A 25942-nucleotide genomic window follows, 5' to 3' on the forward strand; every position below is an offset into this window, starting at 1 on the left:
ACAATACTGGCGCGATGAATGAAGGGGTGGGAGATCCGCGTCTGGCGGCCGAGGGTGAACTGAGTCTGGCCCGGCTGGCGCTGGACGACAACGAGGTCGGTCACGCGGCCGACCACGTGGCGACCGCGCTGGCGACGGCGCCGTCGCTGCCGGACGCCCATGCAGTCCTGGCGACCTTACTGGCCCATCCCGAGGGCGGCGTCGATCTGTGGACGCTGGATGGCGACGTGTACCTCGGCACTGCGGTGGCGCGGGCGCACGCACTCGCCTTCCGCGGTGAGTACACCGAAGCCCTCAGCCTGCTGGTCTCGGTCCAAGGGCACGAACCGGGCATGGCGTGGGCCGATGTGCCGTGGGTGCTCGACTCCGAGCTGGCCGCCAAACTCGATCCGGACGAGCTGCTGAACGTGTTCATCCAGCTGCTCAAGGCTGTCCCCGATCCTTGCCCGGAGGAGCTGGCTCCGGCATTCGCGCCGTACGTCCAGCTGGTGCGGAACCTCGTCGCCGCGTATCCGGGCTCCGGGAACCTGCTCTGGCTGGCGTCGGTCCTGACCCGGCGACTCGGATTGCTCGACGAGGCGACGTCGTACGCGATCGAGTCGGAACGGGTCGAACCGACCGACCGCGCGGCCATCGCGGTCGGCTACGCCCTGCGGAGCCAGGGCCGCACCGACGAGGCGCTGGCCGCGCTGGAACGCGCGCTCGGCTATCAGCCCGGCAACGTCGCGGTGTACGCCGACATCGCCGGGATGCTGGGCGATGCGGGCCGGCTGGACGAGGGGATCTCGTGGGCCGAGCGGAGCCTCGCGATCGACCCGGTCCACGACTGTTCGTTGGTTGAGCGGCACGGTCTGCTGTTCCGGCGGGACGGTGCAGTCGACGACCTGGTCGCGATCGCCGACCTGCTCCGGTCGGCGGAGCCTGGCAGCCACGAGAAGCAGCACGCCGCTGGCGAGTTGACCGACCGGTCACGGCAGGTCTGGCTCGGCGGCATCCCGGACCCGACCGAGGCTGTCATCAACGTCCTCGACCAGCTGCTGGCGGAGGGTGTCTCTGCTCAGGGCGCATCGCTGACTGTGTCCGCGATCGAGCCGCCGAGTGCTTTGCTCGCCTTCGGCCTGGCGGTGCCGGGCTCTGAGGTGACGGTCAGCGAGATCCTTCCGCCGGATCCGCGGCTCCCGGTGTCTGTGCAGGGCTCTCAGTGCCGGCCGGTCGAGACCGTCGTCTGGCAGTACGAAGGCAGCGTCGCGCGACCCGCGGTCGCTCCGCCAAGTGCGGAGGGTGCTGCGGCGGTCGCTCGCGTTGCCGATTTCGGTGAGTCGTCCGGCGTCAGGGCTCGTTCCGGATGGGCGAGCGTGCCGGCTGCTTACGACCATGCGGTGCTGTTGGCGAGCACTCCGCTGGAAGATCTGCTGGGTGTCTTGGTGCATCCGCCGGCGTCGCCGACCGGAGCGGCCGGGGACTGGCCGGGGTGGATCCGGGCTGTGCAGACGTGGGCCTGTCTGGGGATCGCGCATCACCGGACCGACCAGCCGTGGGCGGAGTCGGTTCGGCGACAGGTGCTGGCTGACCTCGCTTATGGGCCAGAGGACTGGATCACCGAGTCGGCTCTGTTCGCGTTGGCGACCACTGCTTGGGTCGATCCGTCGGCGCGGGCTGACGTCGCCGAGTTGATGGGCTGGCGTTTGCTGGCAGCGGTCGAGGCGCAGCGGGAGCGGCCGGTGACCATCCTGGGATCGCTGGCGACCGTCACGCTGGCCACGCCCGGTCTCAACCCGGACGTGGCGGGTCTGGCCCGCGACATCCTCAGTGCGGACGACGACGTACCTGAAGAGCAGCCCGCGGAACCTCCCAAGAAACGAAGGGGCATCTTCCGCCGCCGCTGAACCTCGGCGCTGCCTCAGCTCTCGAGGGCCGTCGCTTGGATGCCGTCCAGGAGGCGGTCGAGGCCGTAACGGTATGACTCGGTTGCCGCGTCGCGGGTCGTGCCCTGGTAGCCGTTCGCATTCCAGATCGCCGTCATCGCGGGATGCTGATCGACGTCGAAGTACGTCTCCCAGAGGTCGTTGCGCTCGTACCACCAGGCGTCGTTCGTCTGGCCGGTCGACTGCTCGATCAGTTCACTCTCCGCCTCCAGCCCGGCGGCCGAGTCGACGTACGTCGTGATGGCGAGCGCGGCCAGGTTCGTCCCGCGGGGCGTGAGTCCGATCTCGAGCAGCGCGGACAGCAGGTACTCGCGTCCGGCCAGCATGCTCGGGCCCACCGGCGGGCGGATCGTGGACACCTGCGACAGCCAGGGGTGGCGCAGAAACATCGCGCGCGTCTGGTCGGAGTAGATCTCCACCTGCTCGCGCCAGTCGTGCGGCCTGGGCGCGCCGGGGCCGGGGAGCTCACGTTCACCCAGCACCTGGTCGACCATCAGGTCGAGTAGCTCCTCCTTCGACGGCACGTAGGTGTAGAGCGTCATCGTGCCGACGTCGAGTTCCTTCGCGACCCCACCCATCGACGCGGCGGCCAGACCTTGCGTGTCCGCCAGCCGGATCGCCGCCGCGACGACTCCGTTGACGTCGAGCGACGGCCGTCGTCCGGCGCCGCGTCCGCGAAGGACGGTCGGCTCCTTGTCCGCGGTGGATTTGCGGTGGTTCCGCCACAGCAGCGCCAGGGTCCGCTCTGGCTGTCCCTCACCGCTTCGCCGCTCCGTCACAGGCCCACCATAGGCGCTGCGTGCAATTCTCGTATACCTTACGGAAATCAGGTTCCGAGGGTGAGGAGAACGGCATGACCATCCTGGTGACTGGCGCGACCGGGAGTGTGGGGCGGCTGCTGGTGGACGAACTGGTGACGGCCGGCGTACCGGTGCGGGCGCTCACCAATCACCCGGCCCGGGCGGCGCTGCCCGGCGGGGTCGAGATCGCTCACGGGTACCTGGGGAAGCCGGCGACATTGCCTGCCGCGCTGGCCGGTGTCGACACCGTGTACCTCGCGCCCCTTCCGGCGTACGTGGAGGACTTCGTCCGGTGCGCGCAGGACGCCGGCGTACGGCGGATCGTCGTACTGTCCGGTGAACCTGCGGAGTACGAGGCGCACGGGGATCCGTCGACGTGGCACTACTACCGGATCGAGCGCGCGATCGAGGCCGGCGGCTTCGAGTGGACCTTCCTGCGGCCGGGCCAGTTCATGAACAACACGCTCGACTGGGCGGAGTCGATCAAGACCTCAGGCGTGGTCCGGACGCCGTACGCCGGTGCGGTGCAGACACCGATCGACCTCGGCGACATCGCCGCGGTGGCGCGCGTCGTACTCCTCGACGAGACCTTCACCGGCCAGAAGCTGACGATGAGCGGGCCTGAAGGTTTGACCGCACCCGAGCAGGTCGAGCACATCGCCGCGGCGATCGGGCGGGAGCTGAAGTACGAGGAGCTGACCCCTCAGGCCTACCTCGATCGCCTCGCTCCGCTGATCGGCCTCGAGACAGCCCAGTGGCTACTGGACGGCTTCCGCATGATGGCGGAGCACCCCATGACCCCCGAGCCCACAGTCGCCCAAATCCTCGGCCGCCCCGCCCTGCCCTACCGCGAATGGGCCCGCGCAAATGCGAACACCTTCCGCTGAATCCAGCCCACGACTCGACGGCTAGATCGAGTTCACCGGTGGGCGGATCATGAAGACGTCGATCGGGTCCTCGGACTCCAGGACGAATCCGTGGCGCTCGTAGAGGCGCCGTGCATCACTGTCCTGCAAGACGTTCAAGGCAACGGTCGCGCCCTGGGCATCGGCCTCGTCCAGTGCCGCGCGCAAGACAGCGGACCCAAGGCCTCGCCCCTGAAGTCGCGGAGCCAGGTAGAAGTGCTCCAGCCACAGCCGACCTTGGGCGGGCCGGAGCGTGATGCATCCGGCGAGTTCGTGATCGACCACGATGATCGACGTGTACTCAGCTGAGAAGGAGTCCCGAAACCGCTGCCGTACGCGGTGCTCGTCGTAGCGCCCAAGGCGTTCCAGGTCCGGGCGCATCACCTCGGCCCGCAACTCCGCGATCGCCTCGACGTCCTCAAGCACCGCAGCCCGCAACGCCCATCCGGCGCCGTCCGCCAACGCACTCCGCCCAGACAGCACGTCCGGCCGCGCTCCAACCTCCATCGCCTCACCATCCACCGCCGAAGTATCTCAATCGGCCCGAGACGAACAGGCGCACGGCCACACTCCGGGATGGCTAGAACAGAGCCTCCTGCTGAGTGGCTGATCGTTTGGTGGTACGTCGGGGAGGGCGGTCCGGCTCGTGGGACCTGTGGCTCGACGTGCGGCCGAAGCCGTGTTTGTTGAGTAGCGGGCGGACCTTGGATTCGAAGGCGTTGCGGTAGCTGGGGGACGCGTTGGTGCCGTGGCCGTAGAGGGATTCGTAGCGGCCGACCAACTCGGGATGCTCGCGCGCCAGCCAGCCCATGAACCATTCCTTCACACCCGGGCGGAGGTGAAGGACGAGCGGCGTGACGCCGGTCGCGCCGGCTGCGGAGAGCTCGGCGAACAGCTGATCCAACTGCTCGGACGAGTCCGTCAGCCACGGCAGGACCGGAGCGACCATCACGCCGCACGGTAGGCCGGCATCGCGCACCGCACGGATCAGGTCGAGACGTCCGCGCACCGACGGTACGCCGGGCTCGAGCGTCTTCCGCAGCTCCTCGTCCAGCAGTGCAAGGGAGATGGCGACGCCGACGTGCACCTGCTCGGCGGCCGCTGTCAGGAGATCGAGGTCGCGCCGCAGCAGCGTGCCCTTGGTCAGCACGGACAGCGGCGTACCGGAACCTGCGAGCGCCTCGATGATCCCGGGCATCAGGCGATAGCGCCCCTCGGCGCGCTGGTACGGGTCGGTATTGGTGCCCAGGGCAACTTGCTCGTGGGTCCACGACGGTCGCGCGAGTTCACGGCGCAGTACGTCCGCGACGTTGGTCTTCACCACGATCTGCTGATCGAAGTCCTCGCCCTGGTCGAGCTCCAGATACTGGTGTGTCGGGCGGGCGAAGCAGTACCGGCAGGCGTGCGTGCAACCGCGATACGGGTTGATCGTCCAGTTGAACGGCAGCATCGTCCCCGGCACCGGGTTCAGCGCGGATCGCGCGAGCACCTCATGGAACGTGATCCCGCGGAACTCCGGCGTCGTCACCGACCGAACCAGACCCGCGATCGACCCGAGCCCCGGCAACGTCCCCGGAGTCTCCACATCGATTTGCTGACCTGCCCACCTCATGCACTACAGTCGAACACATGTTCGCCATGAAGTCCAACTCCCGCCCGCACCTGTCGGGCAGCGCTACTCGAGTCCGATCTCGCCTGGCGCGCTCTTGGCCAGCCCGACCACGATCCCGGCGTTCGACCGCACCTCGTCCCAGCGCCGCTGGAAGGTGGAGTAGGCGATCGCATCGAGGCCGATATGGATGAGGTAGGCGTGCAACCGCTCGCGGAGATTGGCCGGAAGCAGTCCGCCGGCGCGCCAGTGGGCCAGCAGGGCGGCCTTGATGTCGATCGCTCGCCACTGCGAGTACCACGGCCACCAGTAGATGAGCCAGGCCGCGTCGTACAGGTTGTCGCCGTACAGTGCGTTGCCCCAGTCCAGTACGGCGCTGACGTTGCCATCGGCAACGAGCACGTTGCCGCTGAGCAGGTCGCCGTGGATCATGTGGCGCTCGGCGGGCAGGTACGGCGCGAGCGCGGCGATCGCGGTCAGTCCGGCCTCGACTGGTCCCAGTCCGATGTCGGAGTTGGCCAGCGCCGCCCGCCAGCCAGGCACCCGTGCAGTCTCGGTGCCAATCGCCAGGAGGGCGTCCACCCAGGAGCTGTACGGCGCTCGCCGATCAGCTGTCCAGATGCCGTAGCCCACGGTATCCGTAAGGTCGATCTTGCCGATGTCGTCGATCGCGGTCAGCAGACTTGGAAGCGCCGGCGCGACGTCGGCGGCGGACAGATCGTCGAGCCCGGTCCCGTGCGCACGCGCCGAGATCGCATAGTGCCAGCCCTCGACCATCCCTCTCGCCAGCACCGAGGGAACGGGGAGATTGGGTCCGGCGAAGCGCGCGACCAGTTCGTCTTTCGCGAAGTCCGTGCCGTAGGCACCTATGCGCAGCACCGCCTCCGCTCCGTCGAGGGTCAACTCGAACGCCTGGGACCATTCGCCCGACGCCAGAGCGCGTGGCTCGGTCGCGCGCTGGCCGAACGTCGTCCGCACCAAGCGCCGTGCGATCTCTGGCAACGCGGCGTTCTCTTCGGCGGACATCCCGAAGAGAGTAGCAACCACCGCTGCTACGGGAGGGTGAGGATTTCGGGTGCTACGGGAGGGTGAGGATTTCGGGGCCGTTGTCGGTGAGAGCCACGGTGTGTTCGGCGTGGGCTCCTCGGGTTTGGTCGGCGGAGCGGAGGGTCCAGCCGTCTTCGTCGATGACGTAGGTGGTGCCGGGGCCTGACCAGAACCACGGCTCGATGGCGAACACGTGGCCGGCGCGGAGTTTGAGGCCTCGGCCGGGGCGCCCGCCGTTGGGGATGTGCGGGTCTTCGTGCATGCGGCGGCCGATGCCGTGGCCGCCGAAGTCGAGGTTGGTGCCGAGATTGGCGGCCCGGCCGATGCGGCCGATGGCGGCGCCGACGTCGCCGAGGCGGTTGCCGGGGACGGCGGCGGCGATGCCGGCTGCGAGGGCCTGTTCAGTGGTGGCGATGAGTTCCAGGTCTTCGGGTCGCGGTGTGCCCACACAGAAGCTGGTGGCGGCGTCAGCGCACCAGCCTTCGATCGAGGCCCCGCAGTCGACGTTCAGGAGGTCACCGTCGGCGAGTTTCTGGTCGCTGGGGAGTCCGTGCAGCACCGCGTCGTTGACCGACGTACAGATGACGCCGCTGAACGGGATGCCGGCGAACCCGGGCTGGTAGCCCTCGAACAGCGACACCGCTCCGGCGGACCGCAGTACGTCGCGTGCGACCTCGTCCAGCTCGCGCAGCGAGACCCCGACCGCGGCGTCCTTCTTCACTGCGGCGAGGGCGTTCGCGACGACTCGGCCGGCCGCGCGCATGTGTTCGATCTCCGCGGGCGTCTTCAGCTCGACCATCGGATGCTTCCTTCGTCTTCCCGGATAGTTATACCGGTACTATTATCACGCTTATGGTCCGACCACCTCTTTCCAGCTGGGATCGCGAACGCGGCCGGCAGCTCGGCCGCCTGCTCCGCGAAGCCCGGGGCGAGCGCAGCATGGTCGACGTCGCGGCGGCCTGTGGGGTCTCCGTCGATACTCTCCGCAAGATCGAGACCGGCCGCATCCCGACGCCGGCCCTCTTCACGGTGGCCGCCGTCGCGGCCACCCTCGACCTGTCCCTCGACACACTCGTCGTCGCCTGCCAGGACAGCCCGGCGGCCGAGGCCGATCGCCCGGACAGCAACAACCTGATCGCCTAGAGCCACCGGCAGTTGGCGCCGGAGCTGACGTAGAACACGATCGAGCCACCGCGGCAACCAAACCTGGGGTGGAGGCGTCTCCTGTCCGACTGGGGTTGAGGGCTTGGGGGTTGCGATGGCGGTACGACGGCGGACGGTGCTCGGCGCGATGCTGGCCGGAGCCGGAGCGGTGGCAACAGCGGGCTGCATCGCCGATACGGCCGCGGACACAGGCCAAGGCGCTGGCAACGGCCAAGACAGCGGCCAAGGCGAGAGCAGTGGCGTCGAGGCGCCGCCACAGCAGGCGAAGCCGCCAGACGGACCCGACCGAATCACTCTGGTCGCCACAGGCGACGTACTGCTGCACGAGCGCCTCTGGACAACGGCCCGCCGCGACGGCCGCGACGGCGCCTGGGACTTCGCCCCGCTGATGGGCAGCGTCAAGCCGCTCGTCCAACAGGCCGACATCGCGGTCGCCCACCTCGAGACGCCACTGGCGCCCCTCGGCGGCCCGTACCACGGCTACCCACTCTTCCAAGGCCCGCCACAGATGGCCGCAGCCCTCAAACAGACCGGGTACGACGTCTGCACCACGGCGAGCAATCACAGTTTCGATGGCGGCGCGCCCGGCGTGGATCGCACCCTGAAGACCCTCGACCAGGCCGGCCTCGAGCACGCCGGCACTGCCCGCTCCCGGGCCGAGGCCGAGACGCCCACGATCGTCGACGTGCACGGGGTGAAGATCGCGTTCCTGAGCTTCACGTTCGGCTTCAACGGCCTGCCGTACCCGAACGGCGAGACCTGGCGGGCCGGCATGATCAGCGTTCCCACGATCACGCTGCGCGCCCAGGACGCCCGCGACCGCGGCGCCGAGATCGTCGTGGTCAGCTGCCACTGGGGCACGGAGTACTCGCCGAGGCTCAACGACCAGCAGCGTGAGGTCGCGCCGCAACTGCTTGCCGACAGCAACATCGACCTGCTGATCGGACACCATGCCCACGTGGTGCAGCCGATGGAGCAGCACAACGGCAAGTGGGTCGCGTACGGCCTCGGCAACCTCGTCGCCGCGCATCGCGAACCCAACAGCATCAAGGCCGAAGGCCTCCTGGTCCGCTTCACCTTCACCCGCGACGGCGACCGCTGGAAGACTGACCAAGCCGAGTACGCGCCGTTGCTGATGACCGATGCGCTGCCTGTCCGCGTTCTCGACGTACGCCGTGAACTCGCCAAGGACGATGTGACAGCAGCCCGCAGGGAGCGTCTCGAGCTGGCTGAGCGCCGTACGTCGACGACTGTCCGATCACTCGGCGCGAGCCCGAAAAGCCTATAAGACAACGATGGGTGGCAGGGAGGCGTTCAGATGGGCTGGTCGCGACGGCCGCGGACCGGTCCGGCCGCACGGTGACGAAAATGCTTTGAGGGCTTGCGGTACGACGGTCTATGGTCGGCCGCATGATTACGTACTTTGTGATGGTCCGTCGTGCCCGGCTCCGGGCAGGCGAGGGGTGCCTGGGGATGGCATCCGCTCGATAGTCGTTGGGCCCAACGGGTCGTGGACGCCGCCGGGGTGCAGCCCGGCGAACTCGTCCTCGACATCGGAGCCGGACTCGGTGCGCTGACCGCTCCGCTGGTCCGGGCCGGAGCCCGGGTGGTCGCTGTCGAACTCCACCCTGGTCGGGCCGACCGCTTGCGGCGGAGGTTCGCGGACGCACCGGTGACGGTGGTCCGGACCGATGCCGCTGATCTGCGGTTGCCATCCCGGCCGTTCCGAGTGGTGTCGAGCCCGCCGTACAACGTCTCCACCGCACTGCTGAAGCGTTTGCTGGCGCCAGGATCCCGCCTGGTGTCGGCCGATCTCGTGCTGCAGCGGCAGGTGGCGAACCGGTGGATCCGTGGCGACGCACCGGGGGCGAACCGGTGGTTCCGGCACTACGACTTGTCGATCGGCTTACGCCTTCCCCGCAAGGCTTTCACCCCACCTCCGCAGGTCGACTCCGCAGTGCTGCTGCTGCGCAAACGGTAGGAAGGGCAGACCCCTTGCCGGTCAGAGGTGACCGGCAAGGGGTCTTTGCTGTCAGCAACTATCACCCGTGCCAGGAGGTCCAGAGCGCCGCGTACGAGCCCTGCCGGGCGACCAGCTCATCGTGGCTGCCGAGCTCGCTGATGCGGCCGTCCTCGACCACCGCGACGCGGTCGGCGTCGTGCGCGGTGTAGAGGCGGTGGGCGATGGCGATCACCGTCCGGCCCTCGAGTACGGCGGCAAGCGAGCGCTCCATGTGCCGCGCGGCCCGTGGGTCGATCAACGACGTCGCCTCGTCCAGCACCAAGGTGTGCGGGTCCGCCAGCACCAACCGGGCCAGCGCCAATTGCTGCGCTTGCGCCGGCGTCAGCGCGAGCTGGCCGGAGCCGACTCGCGTGTCCAGACCGTCCGGCAGCGCATCCGCCCACTCCCGCGCATCAACGGCAGCCAGAGCGTCCAGCAACTCCGCGTCCGACGCGCCGGGGCGCGCCATCGACAGGTTGTCGCGTAACGTCCCGACGAAGACGTGGTGCTCCTGGGTGACCAGCGCGACCTGCTTGCGCAGCTCGTCCAGCGGCAGCTCGGTCATCCCGACGCCGCCGACCGTCACCGAACCAGTCCGTGGTGGATGGATGCCCGCGACCAGCCGGCCCAGCGTCGACTTCCCGGCACCGGACGGCCCGACCATGGCGATCCGCTCGCCGGGCTGGACCGTGAGATCGACACCGTGCAGTACGTCGCGGCCGTTGACGTACGAGAACCGTACGTCGTGCGCCTCGACCAGGTCACCGGACGGCATCCGGCCCGACGGCGTGCGGTCGTCCGGTACGTCGCTGATCCCCAGCAAGCGGGCGAACGCGGCGCCACCGGACTGCAACTCGTCCAGCCAGGAGAGCAACCGGTCGACCGGATCGATCAGCTGGTTGACGTACAGCACCGCAGCCGTGACGGCACCCAGCGAGACGTGCCCGTTGAGGTGCAGCCAGCCGCCGAACAGCAGGGTCCCGACGACCGGCACAAGGTAGCTGACCTCGGCGACCGGGAAGTAGACCGTCCGGAGGAACAGCGTGTACCGCTCGGCCAGGTAGGAGCCCCGGATGTCGGCATCGCCGCGGCGGACCCGTTCGTCGTACCGCTGCAGTGCCTCGACCGTCCGGGCGCCCTCGACCGTCTCGGCCAATGAGCTGGTCATCTGCGCGTACGCCGCGTTCTCACGCAGGTATCCGTCCTTGGCGCGGCGCAGATACCACTTCGTGCTGAGCCAGAGCAGCGGAGTCATCGCGAGCAGCGGCACCAGCACCCAGACGCCGACCAGCACCGTCGCCGCGACCGTGAACAGCACGGTGACGAACGCGATGATCGTCTCCGGTACGGCGAAGCGCACCGTCCGCGAGAGTGTGTCGACATCACGCGAGGTGCGGGACAGCAGGTCACCCGTGCCGGCCCGCTCGACCGTGCCGATCGGCAGCGCGAGCGCGTTGTCGACGAAGTCCTCACGCAGCTCGGCCAGCACCTGCTCGCCGAGTGCGAACGACTTGAACCGGGCCCACCGGGTCAGCAGCGACTGCGCGACGATGAACACCGCGATCACCAGGATCACCTGGTTGACCTTGGCCACGGTCGTGCCGTTCTGGACGTCCTCGACCAGGCCGCCGATCAGCCGCGGCGCGGCCAGACCGCTGATCGCCGCCAGCCCGTGCAGCACCAGCGCGACCGACAGGGTGCGCGGATGCTGCCGGGCTAGCCGGCGTGCGTGCCGACGGATCTCGGTCGGGCCTGCCACAGGCAGGATCTGCCTCATGCGAGCACCTCCTCCTCTTCCGTCTGCCTGGTCACTGTCCTGCGGTACTGCGGTTCGGTCGCGAGCAACTCACGGTGCTTGCCGGAAGCAACCACTCGGCCGGCGGCGACGAAGATGACCTCGTCGACGTGGTCCAGCAGCAGCGGACTCGCGGTCAGCACGACCGTGCTGCGGCCGGCACGCTGATCACGCAACCGCTCTGCGATCCGCGCCTCGGTGTGTGCGTCGACCGCGGACGTCGGCTCGACCAGCACCAGCACGGACGGGTCGGCCAGCAGCGCACGCACCAGCACCAACCGCTGCCGCTGTCCACCGGAGAACGACCGGCCCTTCTCCTCGACCTCGGAGTCGAGTCCGTCGGACAGCGCGACCAGGACGTCCTCGGCGGACGCCGTCCGCATCGCCGCCATCACTTCCTCGTCGGTACGACGGTTGTCCGGGTCGAGCTCCTCGCGCAGTGTGCCGGTGAACAGCTGTGAGCCGGTGTCGCTGACCAGGATGCGCGCACGCACGTCCTCGCGCGTCGCACTGGCCAGGGTGACCCCGCCGTACCGGACCTCGCTGGTGTCGTCGTACCGGCCGAGGCGGTCGGCCAGCTCGCCGTTGCTGTCCGCCTCGGCGGAGACGATCGCGGTGAGCAGGCCGTCGCGGGCGCGGATGCCGGACACCGGGTCGACCAAGTCGCCGTGGTCGGGCAGGTGCACCGCCGTCTTCGGCTCGGTGATGTCGGACCGCAGTTCCAGCACTCGGATCACCCGTCCCGCCGCGACCAGACCGCGCATCAGCTGGTTGGCGAACTCGGTCGCGGTGCGCAGCGGCAGCACGAGGAACGTCGCATAGCCGTAGAAGGCGACCAGCGAGCCCGCACTGAGGTCGCCGCGCAGCGCGAAGTGCGCGCCGAGGCCGACCACGAGCACGACGAAGATGCCCGGCAGCAGAACCTGCGCGGCGTCCAGCACGGACTGGATCCGCGCGACCCGCACACCGGCCTGCCGGACCTGCTGCGACTCGCCGCGATACCGGCGCGAGAAGGAGTCCTCACCGCCGATGCCGCGCAGCACCCGCAGACCGGCCACGATGTCGGAGCCCAACGAGTTCAGCTCGCCGACCGCCTCACGTTGCGCGGACTGCCGCTTGTGCAGCGGCCGCAGCATCGGGCCGAGGCAGAACAGCATCACCGGTACGCCGATCAGCACCACCAGGCCGAGCGTGGTCGACGAGGACAGCAGGATCGACGCGACCACGACGAACGCGACGATCGAGCCGGTGAAACGGGCCGAGATCTCCATCAGGTTGCCGATGTAGGACAGGTCGCCGGCGCCGATGCTGACCACCTCACCGGTGGCCAGATGCTTCGGCAGCGTCGCGCCGAGGTCGGCGGACTTCCGGGTGATCACCTGGACCGTGCGGTACGCGGCGGTCAGCCAGTTCGTCACCGCGAACCGGTGCCGCATGATGCCGGCCAGAGCCTGCACCACGCCGACCACGAACAGCACCGCGGTCCACTGCAGCAGCCGCTTGCCGTCGCCCGCCGCGATGCCCTCGTCGATCGCGAGGCCGAGAATCGCCGGGATGAACGCCTGCGCGCCCATCCAGAGGATGCCGAACGCCATACCGCCCGCGAGCGTGCGGGACTGACCGCGCGCGACCCACCACAGATAACGGGTCGGCGAGCGGTGATCGGGGACGCCCGGATCAGCGACAGGAAGTTGTCTCATAGCGCTTTCAGGCTAGGCGTCACCACCGACAGCCGCATGCGAATTAATCGCGTCTGTGAACCCCGCGGGCGACTGCCGGGTAAGGCCGTGTTCGGCGTGGCACATGTCTGCTACATCGTGCTGTTCACCCGCCGTACGACGCACCGGTCGCCTGTTGTGCTCGCGGCGTACATCGTCTTCTGGGCCGGTGCGCTGGCGCTCCTGCTCGCTCAATTGGTGACGGTCGGTGCGGCTTTCGTATCTGCCCGCGCATCGAAAGACCTTCACCTTGCGTTGGGCAACGAGTTCCCGACGGGCCATGTCCGCCGCCTGTCCTGGATTCATGCTGGTGATCGCGCATCGGGGAGCGAGTGGCTACCGCCCGGAACACACGCCGGCGGCGTACCGCCTGGCTGCGGCCCAGGGGGCCGACTATCTGGAACCCGACCTGGTCGCCACTCTCGACGGCGTCCTGGTCTGCCGGCACGAGAACGAGATCTCCGGTACGACGGACGTCGCGGACCACCCGGTGTTCGCGGACCGGAGGATCACCAAGATCGTCGACGGGACCGCCGTCACCGGCTGGTTCGTGGAGGACTTCACCTACGACGAGCTGCGGACACTGCGGACGCGGGAGCGGATGCCCGAGCTGCGCGCGGCCAACACGGCGTACGACGGGCACGAGGAGATCCCCACCTTCGACGACGTGGTGGCGCTGGCCCGGGAGGAGTCGCTCCGGTACGGACGACCGATCGGCGTGATCCCGGAGATCAAGCACCCGGCGTACTTCCGGCGGCTCGGACTGCCGCTGGAGGAGCTGCTGACCGAGCGGATCCTGGCCCTGCGGCTGCGCGACGACGAGATCATGGTGCAGTCCTTCGAGCCGACCAGCCTGCGGCGGTTGTCGGTGATGACCCGGGTGCCGCTGGTGCAACTGGTAGATGCAGACGGTGCCCCGAACGACTTCCGCCGTACTGGCGACGGCCGCACCTTCGCGGACCTGATCGAGCCGGCTGGGCTGCGCGAGGTGTCGACGTACGCGCAGGTGCTGGCGCCGCACAAGGATCTGGTCATCCCGCGCACCGCGGCGGGCAACCTGGGTGAGCCGACCCGACTGGTCGACCAGTCCCACCGCCTCGGCCTGAACGTCCAGATCTGGACCTTCCGGGCCGAACGCCGCTTCCTCCCCACGGCCCTCGACCTCCCCGCCGAACTCTGCCGCTTCGCCACCCTGGGCATCCAAGGCGTCTTCGCCGACCACCCCGACATAGCCACCGCCACCCTCAAACAAACGGCGTTGAACGTCTAACAAAGGGGAGGCGGCAGGGTGGGGGCTCTCACCCTGCCGCCTGGTCGGGGGTCAGCGGAGGTTGTAGGCGTTGGTGAGGGTCTGGGTGATGGCGTTGTTGTCGGTGTCGGTGGAGTGGATGCGTAGGGATACGGACTGGCCCTTGTGGGGGTGGGTGTAGGTGGCCTGGTAGCGGCCGTTGTGGAGGTTGCGGATCGAGGTGGGTTGCCAGGTGGCGCCCTCGTCGGTGGAGACTTCGACGGTCAGGGAGCGGATCGGGTCTGCGGTGGCGCCGGGCTGGTGGCCGACCGACAGGTTGAGCGAGACGCGCTGACCGAGGCGTGCGGTGTTGGCGAGGTCGAGGGCGGTGTGGCCGGAGCGGGCGTCGGTGACGTCGGTGTAGTCGACGTCGAGCAGCGGTAGGACCTTGCTGCCCGCTGCGACGGTTGTCGAACCGAACGTCCACTCGGTGTGGGCGTTGGTCGTCAGTCCGACGACACTGCGGTTGTTGGCCACGTCGGACACGAGCCGATAGCGGCTGGAGGTTGCCGGGACCGGCACGTTGCCGACCGTGAAGCCGCTGTTGTAGACCTCGGTGTCGTCGGCGTACAGCGTGGTGTTCACCGAGGTGCCAGGCAGCGACCGCGCCCAGTTCCCGGCGGCGTCGGTGAACGGCGCGTAGTCGAAGTCGATGACGTCGCCCCGCCGGTTGGTGGTGCCCTGGCTGTCGTTCCGGGCGCCGGCTGCGACCCCAGGTGAGTACGGCGCCTTGAGGAACTCCAGATCGGCGTGCTCACCCGGACGGTACGTCGGGAACTCCCGCGGCCGGACGAGGGTCTTCTTGGCGTAGAACTCCCAGGCCGTCGTCGCCTTCACGTCCCGGTCGGCCGTCACGTACTGGGTCCGCGTGTAACCGGTCGTCGGAACCCAGTCCTCGACAGGCGACGTGGAACAGCCGCAGGACGTGTCCGAGTGCTGGTTCAGGACCCAGCCGGCTCCCGCTTCGCCGGTCCCGGAGGAGTAGATCCGGGTCGTGACCGTCGCCAGGTCGGACGAGCGGTAGGACAGATCGCGCCCGACCTGACCCTTCTCGACGAAGCTCACGTCGTACGCGTACGGCGAACGCGGTGTCTCGGTCAGCTCCATCCACGCCCACGGGCTGCGGGCTTCGGACCGCAACTCGAGACCGTCGGACCGCGACAGCGCCATCGTCACGACACCGGGACCGTAGAGGTGCGGAACCAGGTCCGCGGTGTGCACGGGGTAGACGGCAACAGCGACTGCTCCGGCGTCGGTCAACTGCTGGACCACCTCGTCGACCGACCGGTCTCCTGGCTGCTGGATCAGCGCCACCGCACCGGCCACCTGTTTCGGTTCGGCGTCGGCGTCGACCAGCCGGTACCGGCGCTTCCCGTCGGTGAGTGGACCTCCGGCGTACGACGCGCTCACCCGCCCTCCACCGGACCGCGCCTGCAGCAGCGGCACGCCGGAGTCCCACGTCGTCATGACCGAGAAGCCCGCATCCGTCACCCGCTCGGTCGGTGACATGGACAGCCGCAGCGGCGTGCCCGTGGTCATGTCGGTCGCCCACTCGTCGTAGATCGCGTGGGTGTCGCCCGGATCGCCCCGGTTCCACCGCACCGAGACGGAGTGCGGCGCCGACGGCTTCGAGGTCGTCAGGGTCATCGGCCTCGCCGTGCGGGCATCGAGCGTGACGGTGTAGTTCGGCGCGTGGGCGGACATCTTGGGCAGTCCGACGATGCTGATCTCTGACGTCGTGTCGCCGGAGCCGTCCGGTGTGGTGATGAGGCCGAAGACGTTGTAGTTGCCCTCAGGCAGCCGCAGCGTCCACTCCTTCTGGTTCGGTGAGAACAGCAGCTCCTCCGCGTAGTACCGTCCGTCGGCCTCCTGGTACGGCGCGACGCGAGCCCGGCCGCTCGCCGGCTTGCCGTTCCGGTCGAGCATGCGGATGGTCACGTCGACGGTGTCGTCCTGCTTGACGAAGCCGACGGTCGTCGCAAGCTCTACGCCGGAACCGGTCGCGGTGACCCGTCCGCTGTACTCGTCGGCCACCAGTGCGGTCGCATCCAGCTTCAGCGTGACGTCGGCCGATGCGCCCGCCGCGATGGTGGTCGTGGCCGGTGTGACGGTCACGCCGGGCAGGTCGGTGGCCAGATCGAGGGTCACCGCAGTCTCGGAGTGGTTCTGATAGGTCAGCGTCTTCTGCTGCCGCAGTTGGTCGGCGCGGTAGGGCCGAGTGATGTGCCCGAAGCTCACCACGCCTTGGTCGACACTGATCTGCTGGGCAGTGGCCCGAGCGAGGTCGACCGCTCCTGCGCCCACGGTGAATGCCGTGCTGCGTTCGACCGGATCGGCGCTGGAGGCAAGGGTTGCCTTGAGCAAGCCCGGCGACCACTCCGGGTGCTCCTGGTGAAGGACGGCAGCCGCACCGGCGGCGTACGCAGCAGAGGCAGAGGTGCTGGCAGCAGACGCGTAACCGCCACCCGGGTAGGCGCCGATGACGCCGAACGCCGGTGCGACGAGCTCAGGCTTGATGGCCCCGCGGTCTGCCATGACGCCGTGCCTCGCCCGGTCCCACCAGTTGCCATGGTTGGTGCCGCCGACGGTGAGGGCGGCTGGAGCCGCACCGGGTGCGACCACGTTCGTCGTCCCTGGTTCGGCATAGCTCTTGGAGCTCGTCGGTACGACGAACAGGGCGTCGGACTGCCGGCCGAGGTCGTCGACCGCCTGGGTCAGCGGATCCTCGCCACGGGTGATGCTGCCGGCGACGTTGACGTCGATGACGTCGGCCCCCGAGTCCACTGCCCACTGCAACCCGGCGATGGCCCAGGACTCGTAGCCGGCACCGGTGTCGTCGAAGACCTTGCCGACCGCGAGGTGAGCGCCCGGGGCGGCACCGGCGTACTGCCCGTCGGACGCGGCGCCGCTGCCGGCGGCGAGCGACGCGGAGTGTGTGCCACTGCCGAACCGATCGGTGGTGTCGTTGCCGCCGGTGAAGTCGCGGGTCAGGTCGATCCGGCCGGCGAAGTCCGGGTGAGACGCGTCGATGCCGGTGTCCAGGACCGCGATCAGGGAACCTGTTCCGTCGTACGCGCTGGTGGTCTTCGTCGCAGCGGAGTCCTTGGTGCCTTTGGTGAGCGGCGTGCCGACCGGCCGCGTGCGGGCGTCCAGCCACACCTTCTCGACGTCGGGCCGCTTCTGGATGTCGGCGAGGAAGCCGGTCTTGGCGTCCTTCGGCTGGCTGACTGCCTTGAAGGTCGCGCCGGTGCGGTACGAGACGATCAGCGGAAGCGTGCTCCGGTCGTTGTCGCCGTACCCCTGGCGCACGAGGGCGCTGACGTCGAAGAGCCGCCGGTCGAGTTTGCCGGCGGCCATCAGGTCCAGCGCCGAGGCCGGCTCGACGTACACGTCGCCGTCCTGGAGATAGGTGTGGGTGCCGGCGTTGGAGCTGCCGGGCGCGGTGGTGACGACGGTGGCTTGCTGCTTGCCGTCTGCCAGGGTGTCGAGGCGTACGACGTCACCGGTCACCAGTGTGACCAGGTCAGTCCTGGTGACCGCGGCTGACGGTTCGTGCGCGGCGGTTGGCGCGGCCGCGGCGCTGCCGGTTGCTGTCACTGGCGCGAGGGCCAGCGATCCGGCGAGGGCGACGGCGGGAAGTAGTCGTGGGAGCACGCTTTGGAACGTAAGGAGCCCGGAGGGATACCGGCAATCGATCCGGCTGGCGAGAACTCGTCATGACGGGAGTCGGTCGCCGATGCAGGGCGGCAGGGTGACGGTGGTTGTGGTCACCCTGCCGCGCTGCGTCCGGGGGTGGCTGCGCCGGGGTACGGCGCAGGGGTGGTCACGCCGCCGGGGGCTTGCTGTTGTTGTCGTCGTAGATGCGGGAGGCGATGTCGGCCTCGGGGGAGTTGGGCTGGTTCACGGACTGCTGGACGTTCTGCCAGACCGCCTTGCCGTCGGCCTCGGGGATCACGATCCACGCGACCGCGTAGCCGAGCAGCGCGGTGCCGCCGGTGATCAGGGTCAGGCCGACGATGGTGAGGCGGACCAGGGTCACGTCGATGTTGAAGTACTCCGCGAGCCCGCCGGAGACACCCGACAGCATCCGCTGGGACTGGGACCGGCGGAGGACCTTGCCGGAAAGGTTCTGGAACGGTGCGTTGGAGTTCGTCATGGCTCTACTCTCCCGCCCGGAGGCGGTCCGCCACATCAGGATCGGTACCGACCCGACCCCTGGCCTGACCCCGGTGTCCCTGACCCGGCGGCCCTTACCACTTTCGGCCCGGATCAGCGGACGTTCGGACTGTCGGTGGCCGCATTTACCGTCGGGGGATGGACGCGCAGACGGTGCTGAAGGTGATGCAGGGGTTGCCGGGGACGGAGGAGCACGAGGGCTGGGCCGGCCAGCCGGCCTTCAAGGTCCGCAAGAAGGGTTTCGCCTACATGTCCGAGGACGAGAGCAGGCTGATGCTCAAGGCGCTCCGCGAGGAGCAACAGGCGCTGGTCGCGGAGAACCCAGAGGTCTACTCACCTTCCTGGGAGGGCGGCCGGTTCGCCTGGCTGGAGATCGACCTGGCCGCGGCTGACGACGACGAGGTGCAGGAGTTGATCACCGAGGCCTGGCGCCTGACCGCACCGAAGTTCCTGGTCGCCCAACTCGAGTCCAAGGTCTAGTCGAGGAGCTTGCGGACCAGGACCCACTGCGGGCTGGTGCGGCTGACCTCGGTGAAGCCGGCGTCCAGGAAGACGGACAGCGGGCCGCGGTAGAGATCCGCTGACGGAGTGCGGTCGGCCAGTGTGGTGTCGACCGCGCAGCCCTCCACGGACGGAGCGGCGTACTCGCGGGCCATGGCGACGGCGCCGGCCGCCAGTTCACCCGCAACGCCCTTCCGGCGCTTCCCGACCGGTACGACGAAGCAGGTGACCACCCACGAGTCGGGGTGGTCCGTCCGCCAGTGGGGTGAGGCCACGACCCGTGGGTACGACGTGCGTGGGGCGACTGCACACCAGCCGATCGGTGTATGGCCGTCGTACGCAAGGACGCCGGGTGGTCGCTCACCGTGACACACCTGGGAGCGCAAGCCCTGGCGATTCTCGTCCGGGGTGGCGTCGGACCAGGCACGGCCGCGGAGGCGGAAATACTGGCACAGGCAGCGCGACGGATCGCCGCGCTCACCCATCACCGTTGCCACGTCCCGCCACGAGTCCGGACCCGCCGGTCGCACCTCCACCATGCGCATACGGTAGCGAGGACCTGGCTTGCACTCGTTTGGGGCGAGTGCTAATACTTGGTTAGCACTCCATGGGTGAGAGTGATAATGCTCGTGCTCGTGGAGTGGGACAGAAGACGGCCTCGATGAGGTGCTGGGACTGTGGCGGGACGTGACCGCTGCGCTGCCGGTGCCGTCCGTCGCGGGCATCCGGCCGGCTGAACCACCAAGACTCGACGCGGGAGGACTCGCGGAGAATGCCCAAGCTGATTTCTTTCAACGAAGAGGCGCGCCGCGGCCTCGAGCGGGGTATGAACACCCTCGCCGATGCCGTCAAGGTGACGCTTGGCCCGAAGGGCCGCAACGTCGTCCTGGAGAAGAAGTGGGGCGCCCCCACGATCACCAACGACGGTGTCTCCATCGCCAAGGAGATCGAGCTCGAGGACCCGTACGAGAAGATCGGGGCCGAGCTCGTCAAGGAAGTTGCCAAGAAGACCGACGACGTCGCGGGTGACGGCACTACCACCGCCACCGTGCTGGCTCAGGCTCTCGTCCGCGAGGGACTGCGCAACGTCGCCGCCGGCGCCAACCCGATGGGCCTGAAGAAGGGCATCGAGAAGGCGACCGAGGCGGTCAGCGAGCAGCTGCTCAAGCTGGCCAAGGACGTCGAGACCCGCGAGCAGATCGCGTCGACCGCGTCCATCTCGGCCGCTGACAACCAGGTCGGCCAGATCATCGCCGAGGCGATGGACAAGGTCGGCAAGGAAGGCGTCATCACCGTCGAGGAGAGCAACACCTTCGGCCTCGAGCTCGAGCTCACCGAGGGTATGCGCTTCGACAAGGGCTACATCTCGCCGTACTTCGTGACTGACACGGAGCGGATGGAAGCGGTCCTGGACGACCCGTACATCCTGATCGTCAACAGCAAGATCTCGAGCATCAAGGACCTGGTCCCGGTGCTGGAGAAGGTCATGCAGACCGGCAAGGCCCTGGCCATCATCGCCGAGGACATCGAGGGCGAGGCGCTGGCCACCCTGGTCGTCAACAAGATCAAGGGCACCTTCAAGGCCGTCGCCGTCAAGGCGCCGGGCTTCGGTGACCGCCGCAAGGCCATGCTGGTCGACATCGCCGTCCTCACCGGTGGCGAGGTCATCTCGGAGGAGGTCGGCCTCAAGCTGGACTCCGTCGACCTGGAGCTGCTCGGCCAGGCCCGCAAGATCGTCGTCACCAAGGACGAGACGACCATCGTCGAGGGCGAGGGTGACGCCGACCAGATCTCCGGCCGGGTGAACCAGATCCGCGCCGAGATCGAGAAGTCGGACTCCGACTACGACCGCGAGAAGCTGCAGGAGCGGCTGGCCAAGCTGGCCGGTGGCGTTGCGGTGATCAAGGTCGGCGCGGCCACCGAGGTCGAGCTGAAGGAGCGCAAGCACCGCATCGAGGACGCCGTTCGCAACGCGAAGGCGGCCGTCGAGGAGGGCATCGTCGCCGGTGGTGGCGTGGCTCTGCTGCAGGCGTCCGTGGCGGCGTTCGAGAAGCTGGAGCTCGAGGGTGACGAGGCGACCGGAGCGCAGATCGTGCGCCACGCCGTCGAGGCCCCGCTGAAGCAGATCGCGATCAACGCCGGCCTCGAGGGCGGCGTCGTGGTGGAGAAGGTCCGCAACCTCCCGACCGGACACGGCCTGAACGCCGCGACCGGCGAGTACGTCGACCTGATCGCGACCGGCATCATCGACCCGGCCAAGGTGACTCGTTCGGCGCTGCAGAACGCGGCGTCGATCGCGGCCCTGTTCCTCACGACCGAGGCCGTCATCGCCGACAAGCCGGAGAAGGCCTCGGCCGCTCCGGGTGGCGCGCCCGACATGGGCGGCATGGACTTCTGAGCTAGGAAGTCCGACAGCACACAGCAGGACAAAGGCGGTCCCGGGTCCCCACCCGGGACCGCTTTCCGTTGTGGGTGGGGGGTTGTGGGTGTGGGGAGGTCCGACAGCGCACGGCAGGACAAAGGCGGTCCCGGGTTCCGACCCGGGACCGCTTTCCGTTGTGGGTCAGGTGCCGGTGATCAGGTGGGTGGCGAGGACGGGGGAGAAGGTGCCGAGGGGGACGGTTGGGGTGAGTCCGCAGAGCCCGTCGGAGGTTCCGGGTGTGGTGAGCCAGAGCAGCAGATCGGCGGGGGTGCCGGTTGTCGGGCTGGACTCGTCTGGTGCGGCGCCAACCTGCGGCGGGGCGCCCAGCTTTCGGCCGGTGGGGTTGCACCAGGTGCCGTTGGAGCCGTTGCCGTTGCGGCTGGTGTCGATGACGAACTCACCGGCGCCGCCAAGCGCCGCCTTGATCGCGGTGCCCCTCGCCGCGGATTCCTCGGTCGTGTAGTAGTTCGACGTGTTCAGCGCGAAGCCGCGGATCTTGCCGATGTCGACCAGCCGCAGCCGCCGTGCCATCTCCTTGGTCTCGAGCGTGGTCGCCGTACCGGCGTCCATGTAGGCCCAGGTGTTCGGGTTCTTCGTCGCGAACTGGTTGGCGGCGTACTTGAGCAGCGCGATCCGCGCCGGCCGGTCCTTCCTCGACAGGCAGTCGAGCCGTGCCAGCGCGTCCGGCTCAATCACCACGATCGCCGGCCGGGCACCGATCCCGTCGGAGAACTGGCTGATCCAGGTCCGGTACGCCGACGGCGACTCGGCCCCACTACTCCAGCGACCACCGCAGTCGCGGCCCGGGACGTTGCCCGCGACAAGCACCGGCAGCTTGTCCAGCGTGTCGGCGGCCGCGGTGTACGCCGTCACGGCCTGCTTGACGTCACCGCTCGTACGACCGAACCACCGCGCACCCGCCTGGTCTGCGATCCTGGTCTTGATCTCGGTCGCACCTGGGTGCCGTCGTACGTAGCCGGCCGCGCTGGAATCCGGATCGACGAAGAAACCGCTGGTCAGCTTGAGTGGGTTGCCGGTCGCGACGGCCAGCCCGGGTGCGGGCCGGCCGCCGGCGACCAGTCCGACGGCGAGCAGGCCGATCACGACCGTGCGCAAGGTCGACATCGAGGATGAGTCCTTCCGTCAGGGGCGGGATGGTTACTCAACGTGTCGACGACAGTACCGTCGCAGGTGGGGACTAGCTCTCTTCGTCGACCTCGCAGAACGACGCGTAGTGGTCGGCGGTGTAGTAGACCTGCGCGGGGTCGGTGGTCGCGCCGCCACCGATCAGCCGGCGCGCGCCGCGGTCGGGCGATCCAGGCGTCTTGACGGTGTACTCGTGGTAGTAGCCGGTCGACTCGTCCGGCAGGATGCCTTCCCGGTTCTGGAACACGGTGCCGTCCTGGCTGTACGGGAACGGCCCACCGGAGTGGATGAGTTCGAGCGTGTCGGAAGCCTGCGACGGCAACGAACTGAGCGCACAGTCCGGAACAGCGGCGACGGACTGCGCAGGGACGGTCTGGGAGTGCGTCGGTACGGCGTACGCCGTGGAGCCGAGGGTGGTCGCGGCGACGAGGGTGAGGGCGGCGATGAGGGTTCTCATGCCCGGAGGCTTCCCTGCTCAGGCGACCGCGGTACATCCCAACTGTGAATAACAGTTGGACTATGACCCCGTACTGGCTCTAGTGTCTGGCCCGGCGAGAGTACATTCCGCAGCGGAAGGAGCGACCGATGAGCACACCGACTTGTTTCCCGGCGCGACCGATCCGCTCGCACAGCTCGCACTGAGCGGAAGCGCGCCTCCTGCTGGAGGATCTGTGACCATCCGCACCATCGTCGAGGCTGACCTCGACACCATCCGCACTCTGATCGAGCAGAAGTCCGTCAACACCGTGACGGCCGAGCGCTACGGCGAGTACGTTGCCGAGGGCATGTATCGCGACGACTGGACCTGGGTCGCCGAGGAGAACGGCGAGATCCAGGCGCTCGCCATCTGGTGGGGCGCGCCCGACGAGGACCACCCGTTCAGCATCGACGGCCTGTACTACGCCGGCGACGGCGACCCGGTGCCGGTCTGGACGGCGCTGATCGAGCAAGGCATCAAGGCACGGCCGGCCGATGCCGAGCCGCCGGAGTACCACTTCTTCCTGGACAGCGACTGGCAGGACCAGCCCGACGTCGTCGCCGCGCTGGAGCCGCGCTCGCGTGCGGTCGCCGCGGTCGGGCTGACTCAGATCACCGACCGGCTGCGGTACGAGTGGAAGCCGGAGTACGGACTGCCTGAGCGGTCTACCCGAGTGCGGTTCGAACCGGCCGATGACGAGGCGTTCGTCCAGGTGTTCGCCCGCGTCAGTGAAGGCAGTCTCGACGCCGCGACCGCGCGGGAGATCGCCCGGCTCGGGGTCGAGGGCGCGGCCCGCGACGACCTCGCCGTGTACAAGTCGATGCCGGGTGAGCGGAGTTGGTGGCGGCTCGCGTACGACGCCGACGGCAAGCTGATCGGGTTCGCGATCCCGTCGGCCAATGCGGGCGGCCCGGTCGTCGGCTACCTGGGTGTGGTGCCCGAGCACCGGGGGCACGGGTACATCGATGACTTGCTTGCCGAGATCACCCACCTGCTGGCCGAGACCGGCGCCGAACACATCCGCGCGGACACCGACTTCGGCAACGTCCCGATGGCCAAGAGCTTCGAACGCTTGGGATACCGGAACTTCGCGGTCCGCAGAGTCCTGTCCTTCCCGGAGGTCTGAGCGCTGCCCCTCGGCGCTCCCAACTGGGTGAGCCGAGGGGCAGACGGCCGCCGTTCCGGCCCCTATGCTCCCTGACATGTCAGAGAGCCCCGGTGCCTGCCCGGAGTCAGGGAGGCCCGGCGATGCGTGACATCGCGCTCATCCTGCACGTCGTCGCGGGAGTGGTGGCGGTGGTGTTCGGCCCGCTCGCGATCGTGCTCACGTTGCGGCGGCATGGGCTGACCTGGGCCGGTGAGGTCTACCACTGGGCGATCGCAGTGGTCTGCCTGACCGCACTCGTGCTGGTGCCGTACGACTGGTCGCAGTTGTGGGTGTTCTGGCCGATCTCGGTCGCGACGTACCTGTTCGTGTACCTCGGCCAGCGGGCCGCCGAAGCACCCGGCGGACTGTGGTACCGCGGTGTGCTGCGCGGCTACGGCGGTGGCTGGATCGCCTTGTGGACAGCGATTGTGGTGGTGAGCCTGCCGCATCAGGCCTGGTCCTGGGTGCTCCCGATCGTGGTCGGCTCCGCCGTCGTCGAATGGCTCTGCTTCAAGCCGTCGCCGGGCTGGACCCACGAGGCCCAGCCCGGCAACTGAAGGCGTCTTCCAGCTGCTTCAGCGAAGTGGTGTGAAGAACGATTGCAGGTCGGAGGTCAGGAGGTCGGGGACCTCCATCGCGGCGAAGTGGCCGCCGCGCTCGTACTCGTTCCAGTGCTCGATCTTGCCGGCCGGGTCCGCCAGGCCGCGGATCGCGCTCTCGGCACCGAACACCGCGACTCCGGTCGGAGGCCCGCTGACCTCGTGGCCACCCCAGCCTTCCGAATCACCTTGTGCCTGCTGCGCGACCATCGCCTTCCAGGCCCGCATGCCGTCGTACACCGCATGTGCCGACGATGCGCCGGAACCGGTGAACCAGTACAGGCTGATGTTGGTCAGCAACTGATCCCGGTCGACCGCCTCGGTCGGCAGCGGGTGGATCGGGTCGGTCCACTCCGCGAACTTCTCCACGATCCAGGCGAGCTGCCCGATCGGCGAGTCGTTCAGCGAGTACGCCAGCGTCTGCGGCCGCGTCGACTGCAGCACCAGGTAACCGAAGCCCTCGTCCAGCATCGTGTTGAACCGCTCAGCCCGCGCTCGGTCCGACTCCGACAACCCGTCCAGCGGCAACGGGTCCCCAAACGGCGTACCCGCGGTAACTCCCGCCAGGTGTACGCCGACCACGTGCGCCGGATCCACCATCGCCAGCATCCCCGCAACACCCGATCCGGCATCCGTGCCGTGGGCGCCGTACCGCTCGTACCCGAGCCGGCTCATCAGCTCGGCCCACATCTGCGCTACCCCGAACAGGTTGAATCCACCGGGTCCGAGGGGAGTGGAGAACCCGTAGCCAGGCAGCGACGGTACGACGACGTGGAACGCGTCAGCCGGATCACCGCCGTACGCCGCCGGATCGGTCAGCCGCCCGATCATCTGCTGGAACTCCACCGGCGACCCCGGCCACCCGTGGGTCAGGATCAGCGGCAACGCATCCGGCGACGCGGACCGCTGGTGGAAGAAGTGGATCCGCTGACCGTTGATCTCGGTCGTGAACTGCGGAATCTCGTTCAGCGCAGCCTCGGCGGCCCGCCAGTCGTAGTCGTTGGCCCAGTACTCGGCCAGCTCCTTCAGGTAGCTGACAGGAACCCCGCGGCTCCAGTCGTCCACCGGCGGCGTCGCGGGCCATCGTGCGTTGGTCAGCCGCGCCTTGAGGTCATCCACCTCCGCCTGCGGAATCTCGATCCGGAAGGGCCTGATGTCCGTGTTCGTCGTCATACCCCCACGCTACGAACCATTGCGGCGAGTTCCCTTCCGCAATAGAA

General features: G+C 68.6%; 23 protein-coding genes and 1 pseudogene. 11 read left to right on the plus strand and 13 right to left on the minus strand.

Annotated elements, in window-relative coordinates:
* Window positions 1-14 precede the first annotated feature (14 nt).
* The gene (locus tag AB0I34_RS14075) at window positions 15-1886 is read left to right on the plus strand and encodes a tetratricopeptide repeat protein (protein WP_360444777.1); all 1872 of its coding nucleotides are present in this window, start codon (window positions 15-17) and stop codon (window positions 1884-1886) included.
* Window positions 1887-1900: 14 nt separating this feature from the next.
* Here AB0I34_RS14075 and AB0I34_RS14080 read toward each other — a convergent pair whose 3' ends face one another.
* Complete coding sequence (locus AB0I34_RS14080) at window positions 1901-2704, minus strand: TetR/AcrR family transcriptional regulator (RefSeq protein ID WP_360444780.1); 804 nt, start codon at window positions 2702-2704, stop codon at window positions 1901-1903.
* A gap of 74 nt (window positions 2705-2778) precedes the next feature.
* Here AB0I34_RS14080 and AB0I34_RS14085 point away from each other — a divergent pair, with 74 nt between their 5' ends.
* Window positions 2779-3612, plus strand: a complete 834-nt coding sequence (locus tag AB0I34_RS14085; protein WP_360444783.1) for an NAD(P)H-binding protein — start codon at window positions 2779-2781, stop codon at window positions 3610-3612.
* A gap of 21 nt (window positions 3613-3633) precedes the next feature.
* Here the strand turns inward: AB0I34_RS14085 and AB0I34_RS14090 are convergent, their stop codons facing one another.
* From AB0I34_RS14090 to map, 4 genes are all read right to left on the minus strand, one after another.
* A complete protein-coding gene (locus AB0I34_RS14090; protein ID WP_360444786.1) occupies window positions 3634-4137 on the minus strand; it encodes a GNAT family N-acetyltransferase in 504 nt (167 codons plus the stop codon).
* Between the two features lie 73 nt (window positions 4138-4210).
* Window positions 4211-5242: an Rv2578c family radical SAM protein gene (locus AB0I34_RS14095; protein ID WP_360444789.1), complete on the minus strand. Its 1032-nt coding sequence runs from the start codon at window positions 5240-5242 to the stop codon at window positions 4211-4213.
* A 63-nt stretch (window positions 5243-5305) separates the two neighbouring features.
* Window positions 5306-6265, minus strand: coding sequence for a phosphotransferase (locus AB0I34_RS14100; RefSeq protein WP_360444792.1), 960 nt, complete (start codon window positions 6263-6265; stop codon window positions 5306-5308).
* A 52-nt stretch (window positions 6266-6317) separates the two neighbouring features.
* Window positions 6318-7085, minus strand: coding sequence for a type I methionyl aminopeptidase (gene map / locus AB0I34_RS14105; RefSeq protein WP_360444795.1), 768 nt, complete (start codon window positions 7083-7085; stop codon window positions 6318-6320).
* A gap of 53 nt (window positions 7086-7138) precedes the next feature.
* Between map and AB0I34_RS14110 the strand changes: the two genes are divergently transcribed.
* The 3 genes from AB0I34_RS14110 (at window position 7139) to AB0I34_RS14120 (ending at window position 9431) form a co-directional block, all read left to right on the plus strand.
* Entirely contained in the window at window positions 7139-7429 is a 291-nt protein-coding gene (locus tag AB0I34_RS14110) for a helix-turn-helix transcriptional regulator (RefSeq protein WP_360444798.1), read from the plus strand.
* Window positions 7430-7532: 103 nt separating this feature from the next.
* Window positions 7533-8738 (plus strand): CapA family protein, encoded by a 1206-nt coding sequence (locus tag AB0I34_RS14115; protein ID WP_360444801.1) that lies wholly within the window; start codon window positions 7533-7535, stop codon window positions 8736-8738.
* 150 nt (window positions 8739-8888) lie between these two features.
* Window positions 8889-9431 carry an rRNA adenine N-6-methyltransferase family protein gene (locus tag AB0I34_RS14120; RefSeq protein WP_360444804.1) on the plus strand — a complete coding sequence of 181 codons (543 nt, stop codon included), beginning with the start codon at window positions 8889-8891 and terminating at the stop codon, window positions 9429-9431.
* A 61-nt stretch (window positions 9432-9492) separates the two neighbouring features.
* On the opposite strand, the gene AB0I34_RS14125 is transcribed toward AB0I34_RS14120, so the two are convergent.
* The gene (locus AB0I34_RS14125; RefSeq protein ID WP_360444807.1) at window positions 9493-11229 is read right to left on the minus strand and encodes an ABC transporter ATP-binding protein; all 1737 of its coding nucleotides are present in this window, start codon (window positions 11227-11229) and stop codon (window positions 9493-9495) included.
* Window positions 11226-12947 carry an ABC transporter ATP-binding protein gene (locus tag AB0I34_RS14130; protein WP_360444810.1) on the minus strand — a complete coding sequence of 574 codons (1722 nt, stop codon included), beginning with the start codon at window positions 12945-12947 and terminating at the stop codon, window positions 11226-11228. Before AB0I34_RS14130 ends, AB0I34_RS14125 begins: the two co-directional genes overlap by 4 nt.
* Window positions 12948-12983: 36 nt before the next feature.
* Here AB0I34_RS14130 and AB0I34_RS14135 point away from each other — a divergent pair.
* Window positions 12984-13151, plus strand: a pseudogene (locus AB0I34_RS14135) (lysoplasmalogenase family protein); the annotation flags it as partial.
* A gap of 118 nt (window positions 13152-13269) precedes the next feature.
* Window positions 13270-14235 (plus strand): glycerophosphodiester phosphodiesterase family protein, encoded by a 966-nt coding sequence (locus tag AB0I34_RS14140; RefSeq protein ID WP_360444813.1) that lies wholly within the window; start codon window positions 13270-13272, stop codon window positions 14233-14235.
* A 51-nt stretch (window positions 14236-14286) separates the two neighbouring features.
* Here AB0I34_RS14140 and AB0I34_RS14145 read toward each other — a convergent pair whose 3' ends face one another.
* Together AB0I34_RS14145 and AB0I34_RS14150 are read right to left on the minus strand one after the other, a co-directional pair.
* Window positions 14287-17907, minus strand: coding sequence for a S8 family serine peptidase (locus AB0I34_RS14145; RefSeq protein WP_360444816.1), 3621 nt, complete (start codon window positions 17905-17907; stop codon window positions 14287-14289).
* Between the two features lie 169 nt (window positions 17908-18076).
* On the minus strand, window positions 18077-18409 hold the full coding sequence (locus tag AB0I34_RS14150; RefSeq protein ID WP_360444819.1) for a PspC domain-containing protein: 333 nt from the start codon (window positions 18407-18409) through the stop codon (window positions 18077-18079).
* Window positions 18410-18567: 158 nt separating this feature from the next.
* Between AB0I34_RS14150 and AB0I34_RS14155 the strand changes: the two genes are divergently transcribed.
* Window positions 18568-18909, plus strand: a complete 342-nt coding sequence (locus AB0I34_RS14155) for an MmcQ/YjbR family DNA-binding protein (protein ID WP_360444822.1) — start codon at window positions 18568-18570, stop codon at window positions 18907-18909.
* Here AB0I34_RS14155 and AB0I34_RS14160 read toward each other — a convergent pair.
* Complete coding sequence (locus AB0I34_RS14160) at window positions 18906-19469, minus strand: hypothetical protein (RefSeq protein WP_360444825.1); 564 nt, start codon at window positions 19467-19469, stop codon at window positions 18906-18908. The genes AB0I34_RS14155 and AB0I34_RS14160 overlap by 4 nt on opposite strands.
* A 233-nt stretch (window positions 19470-19702) precedes the next feature.
* Here AB0I34_RS14160 and groL point away from each other — a divergent pair, with 233 nt between their 5' ends.
* A complete protein-coding gene (gene groL / locus AB0I34_RS14165; RefSeq protein ID WP_360444828.1) occupies window positions 19703-21328 on the plus strand; it encodes a chaperonin GroEL in 1626 nt (541 codons plus the stop codon).
* Window positions 21329-21493: 165 nt separating this feature from the next.
* Here groL and AB0I34_RS14170 read toward each other — a convergent pair whose 3' ends face one another.
* Entirely contained in the window at window positions 21494-22477 is a 984-nt protein-coding gene (locus AB0I34_RS14170) for a glycoside hydrolase family 6 protein (RefSeq protein ID WP_360444831.1), read from the minus strand.
* A 73-nt stretch (window positions 22478-22550) separates the two neighbouring features.
* Window positions 22551-22955 (minus strand): ribonuclease, encoded by a 405-nt coding sequence (locus AB0I34_RS14175; protein ID WP_360444834.1) that lies wholly within the window; start codon window positions 22953-22955, stop codon window positions 22551-22553.
* 214 nt (window positions 22956-23169) lie between these two features.
* On the opposite strand from AB0I34_RS14175, the gene AB0I34_RS14180 reads away from it, so the two are divergent.
* Complete coding sequence (locus tag AB0I34_RS14180) at window positions 23170-24102, plus strand: GNAT family N-acetyltransferase (protein WP_360444837.1); 933 nt, start codon at window positions 23170-23172, stop codon at window positions 24100-24102.
* A gap of 122 nt (window positions 24103-24224) precedes the next feature.
* Window positions 24225-24680, plus strand: a complete 456-nt coding sequence (locus AB0I34_RS14185) for a hypothetical protein (protein ID WP_360444840.1) — start codon at window positions 24225-24227, stop codon at window positions 24678-24680.
* Window positions 24681-24698: 18 nt separating this feature from the next.
* Here the strand turns inward: AB0I34_RS14185 and AB0I34_RS14190 are convergent, their stop codons facing one another.
* Complete coding sequence (locus AB0I34_RS14190) at window positions 24699-25895, minus strand: epoxide hydrolase (RefSeq protein ID WP_360444843.1); 1197 nt, start codon at window positions 25893-25895, stop codon at window positions 24699-24701.
* Window positions 25896-25942 lie beyond the last annotated feature (47 nt).

Origin of the sequence: Kribbella sp. NPDC050281, assembly GCF_040655855.1 — a bacterium.
In the GTDB taxonomy this organism is placed as follows: Bacteria; Actinomycetota; Actinomycetes; order Propionibacteriales; family Kribbellaceae; genus Kribbella.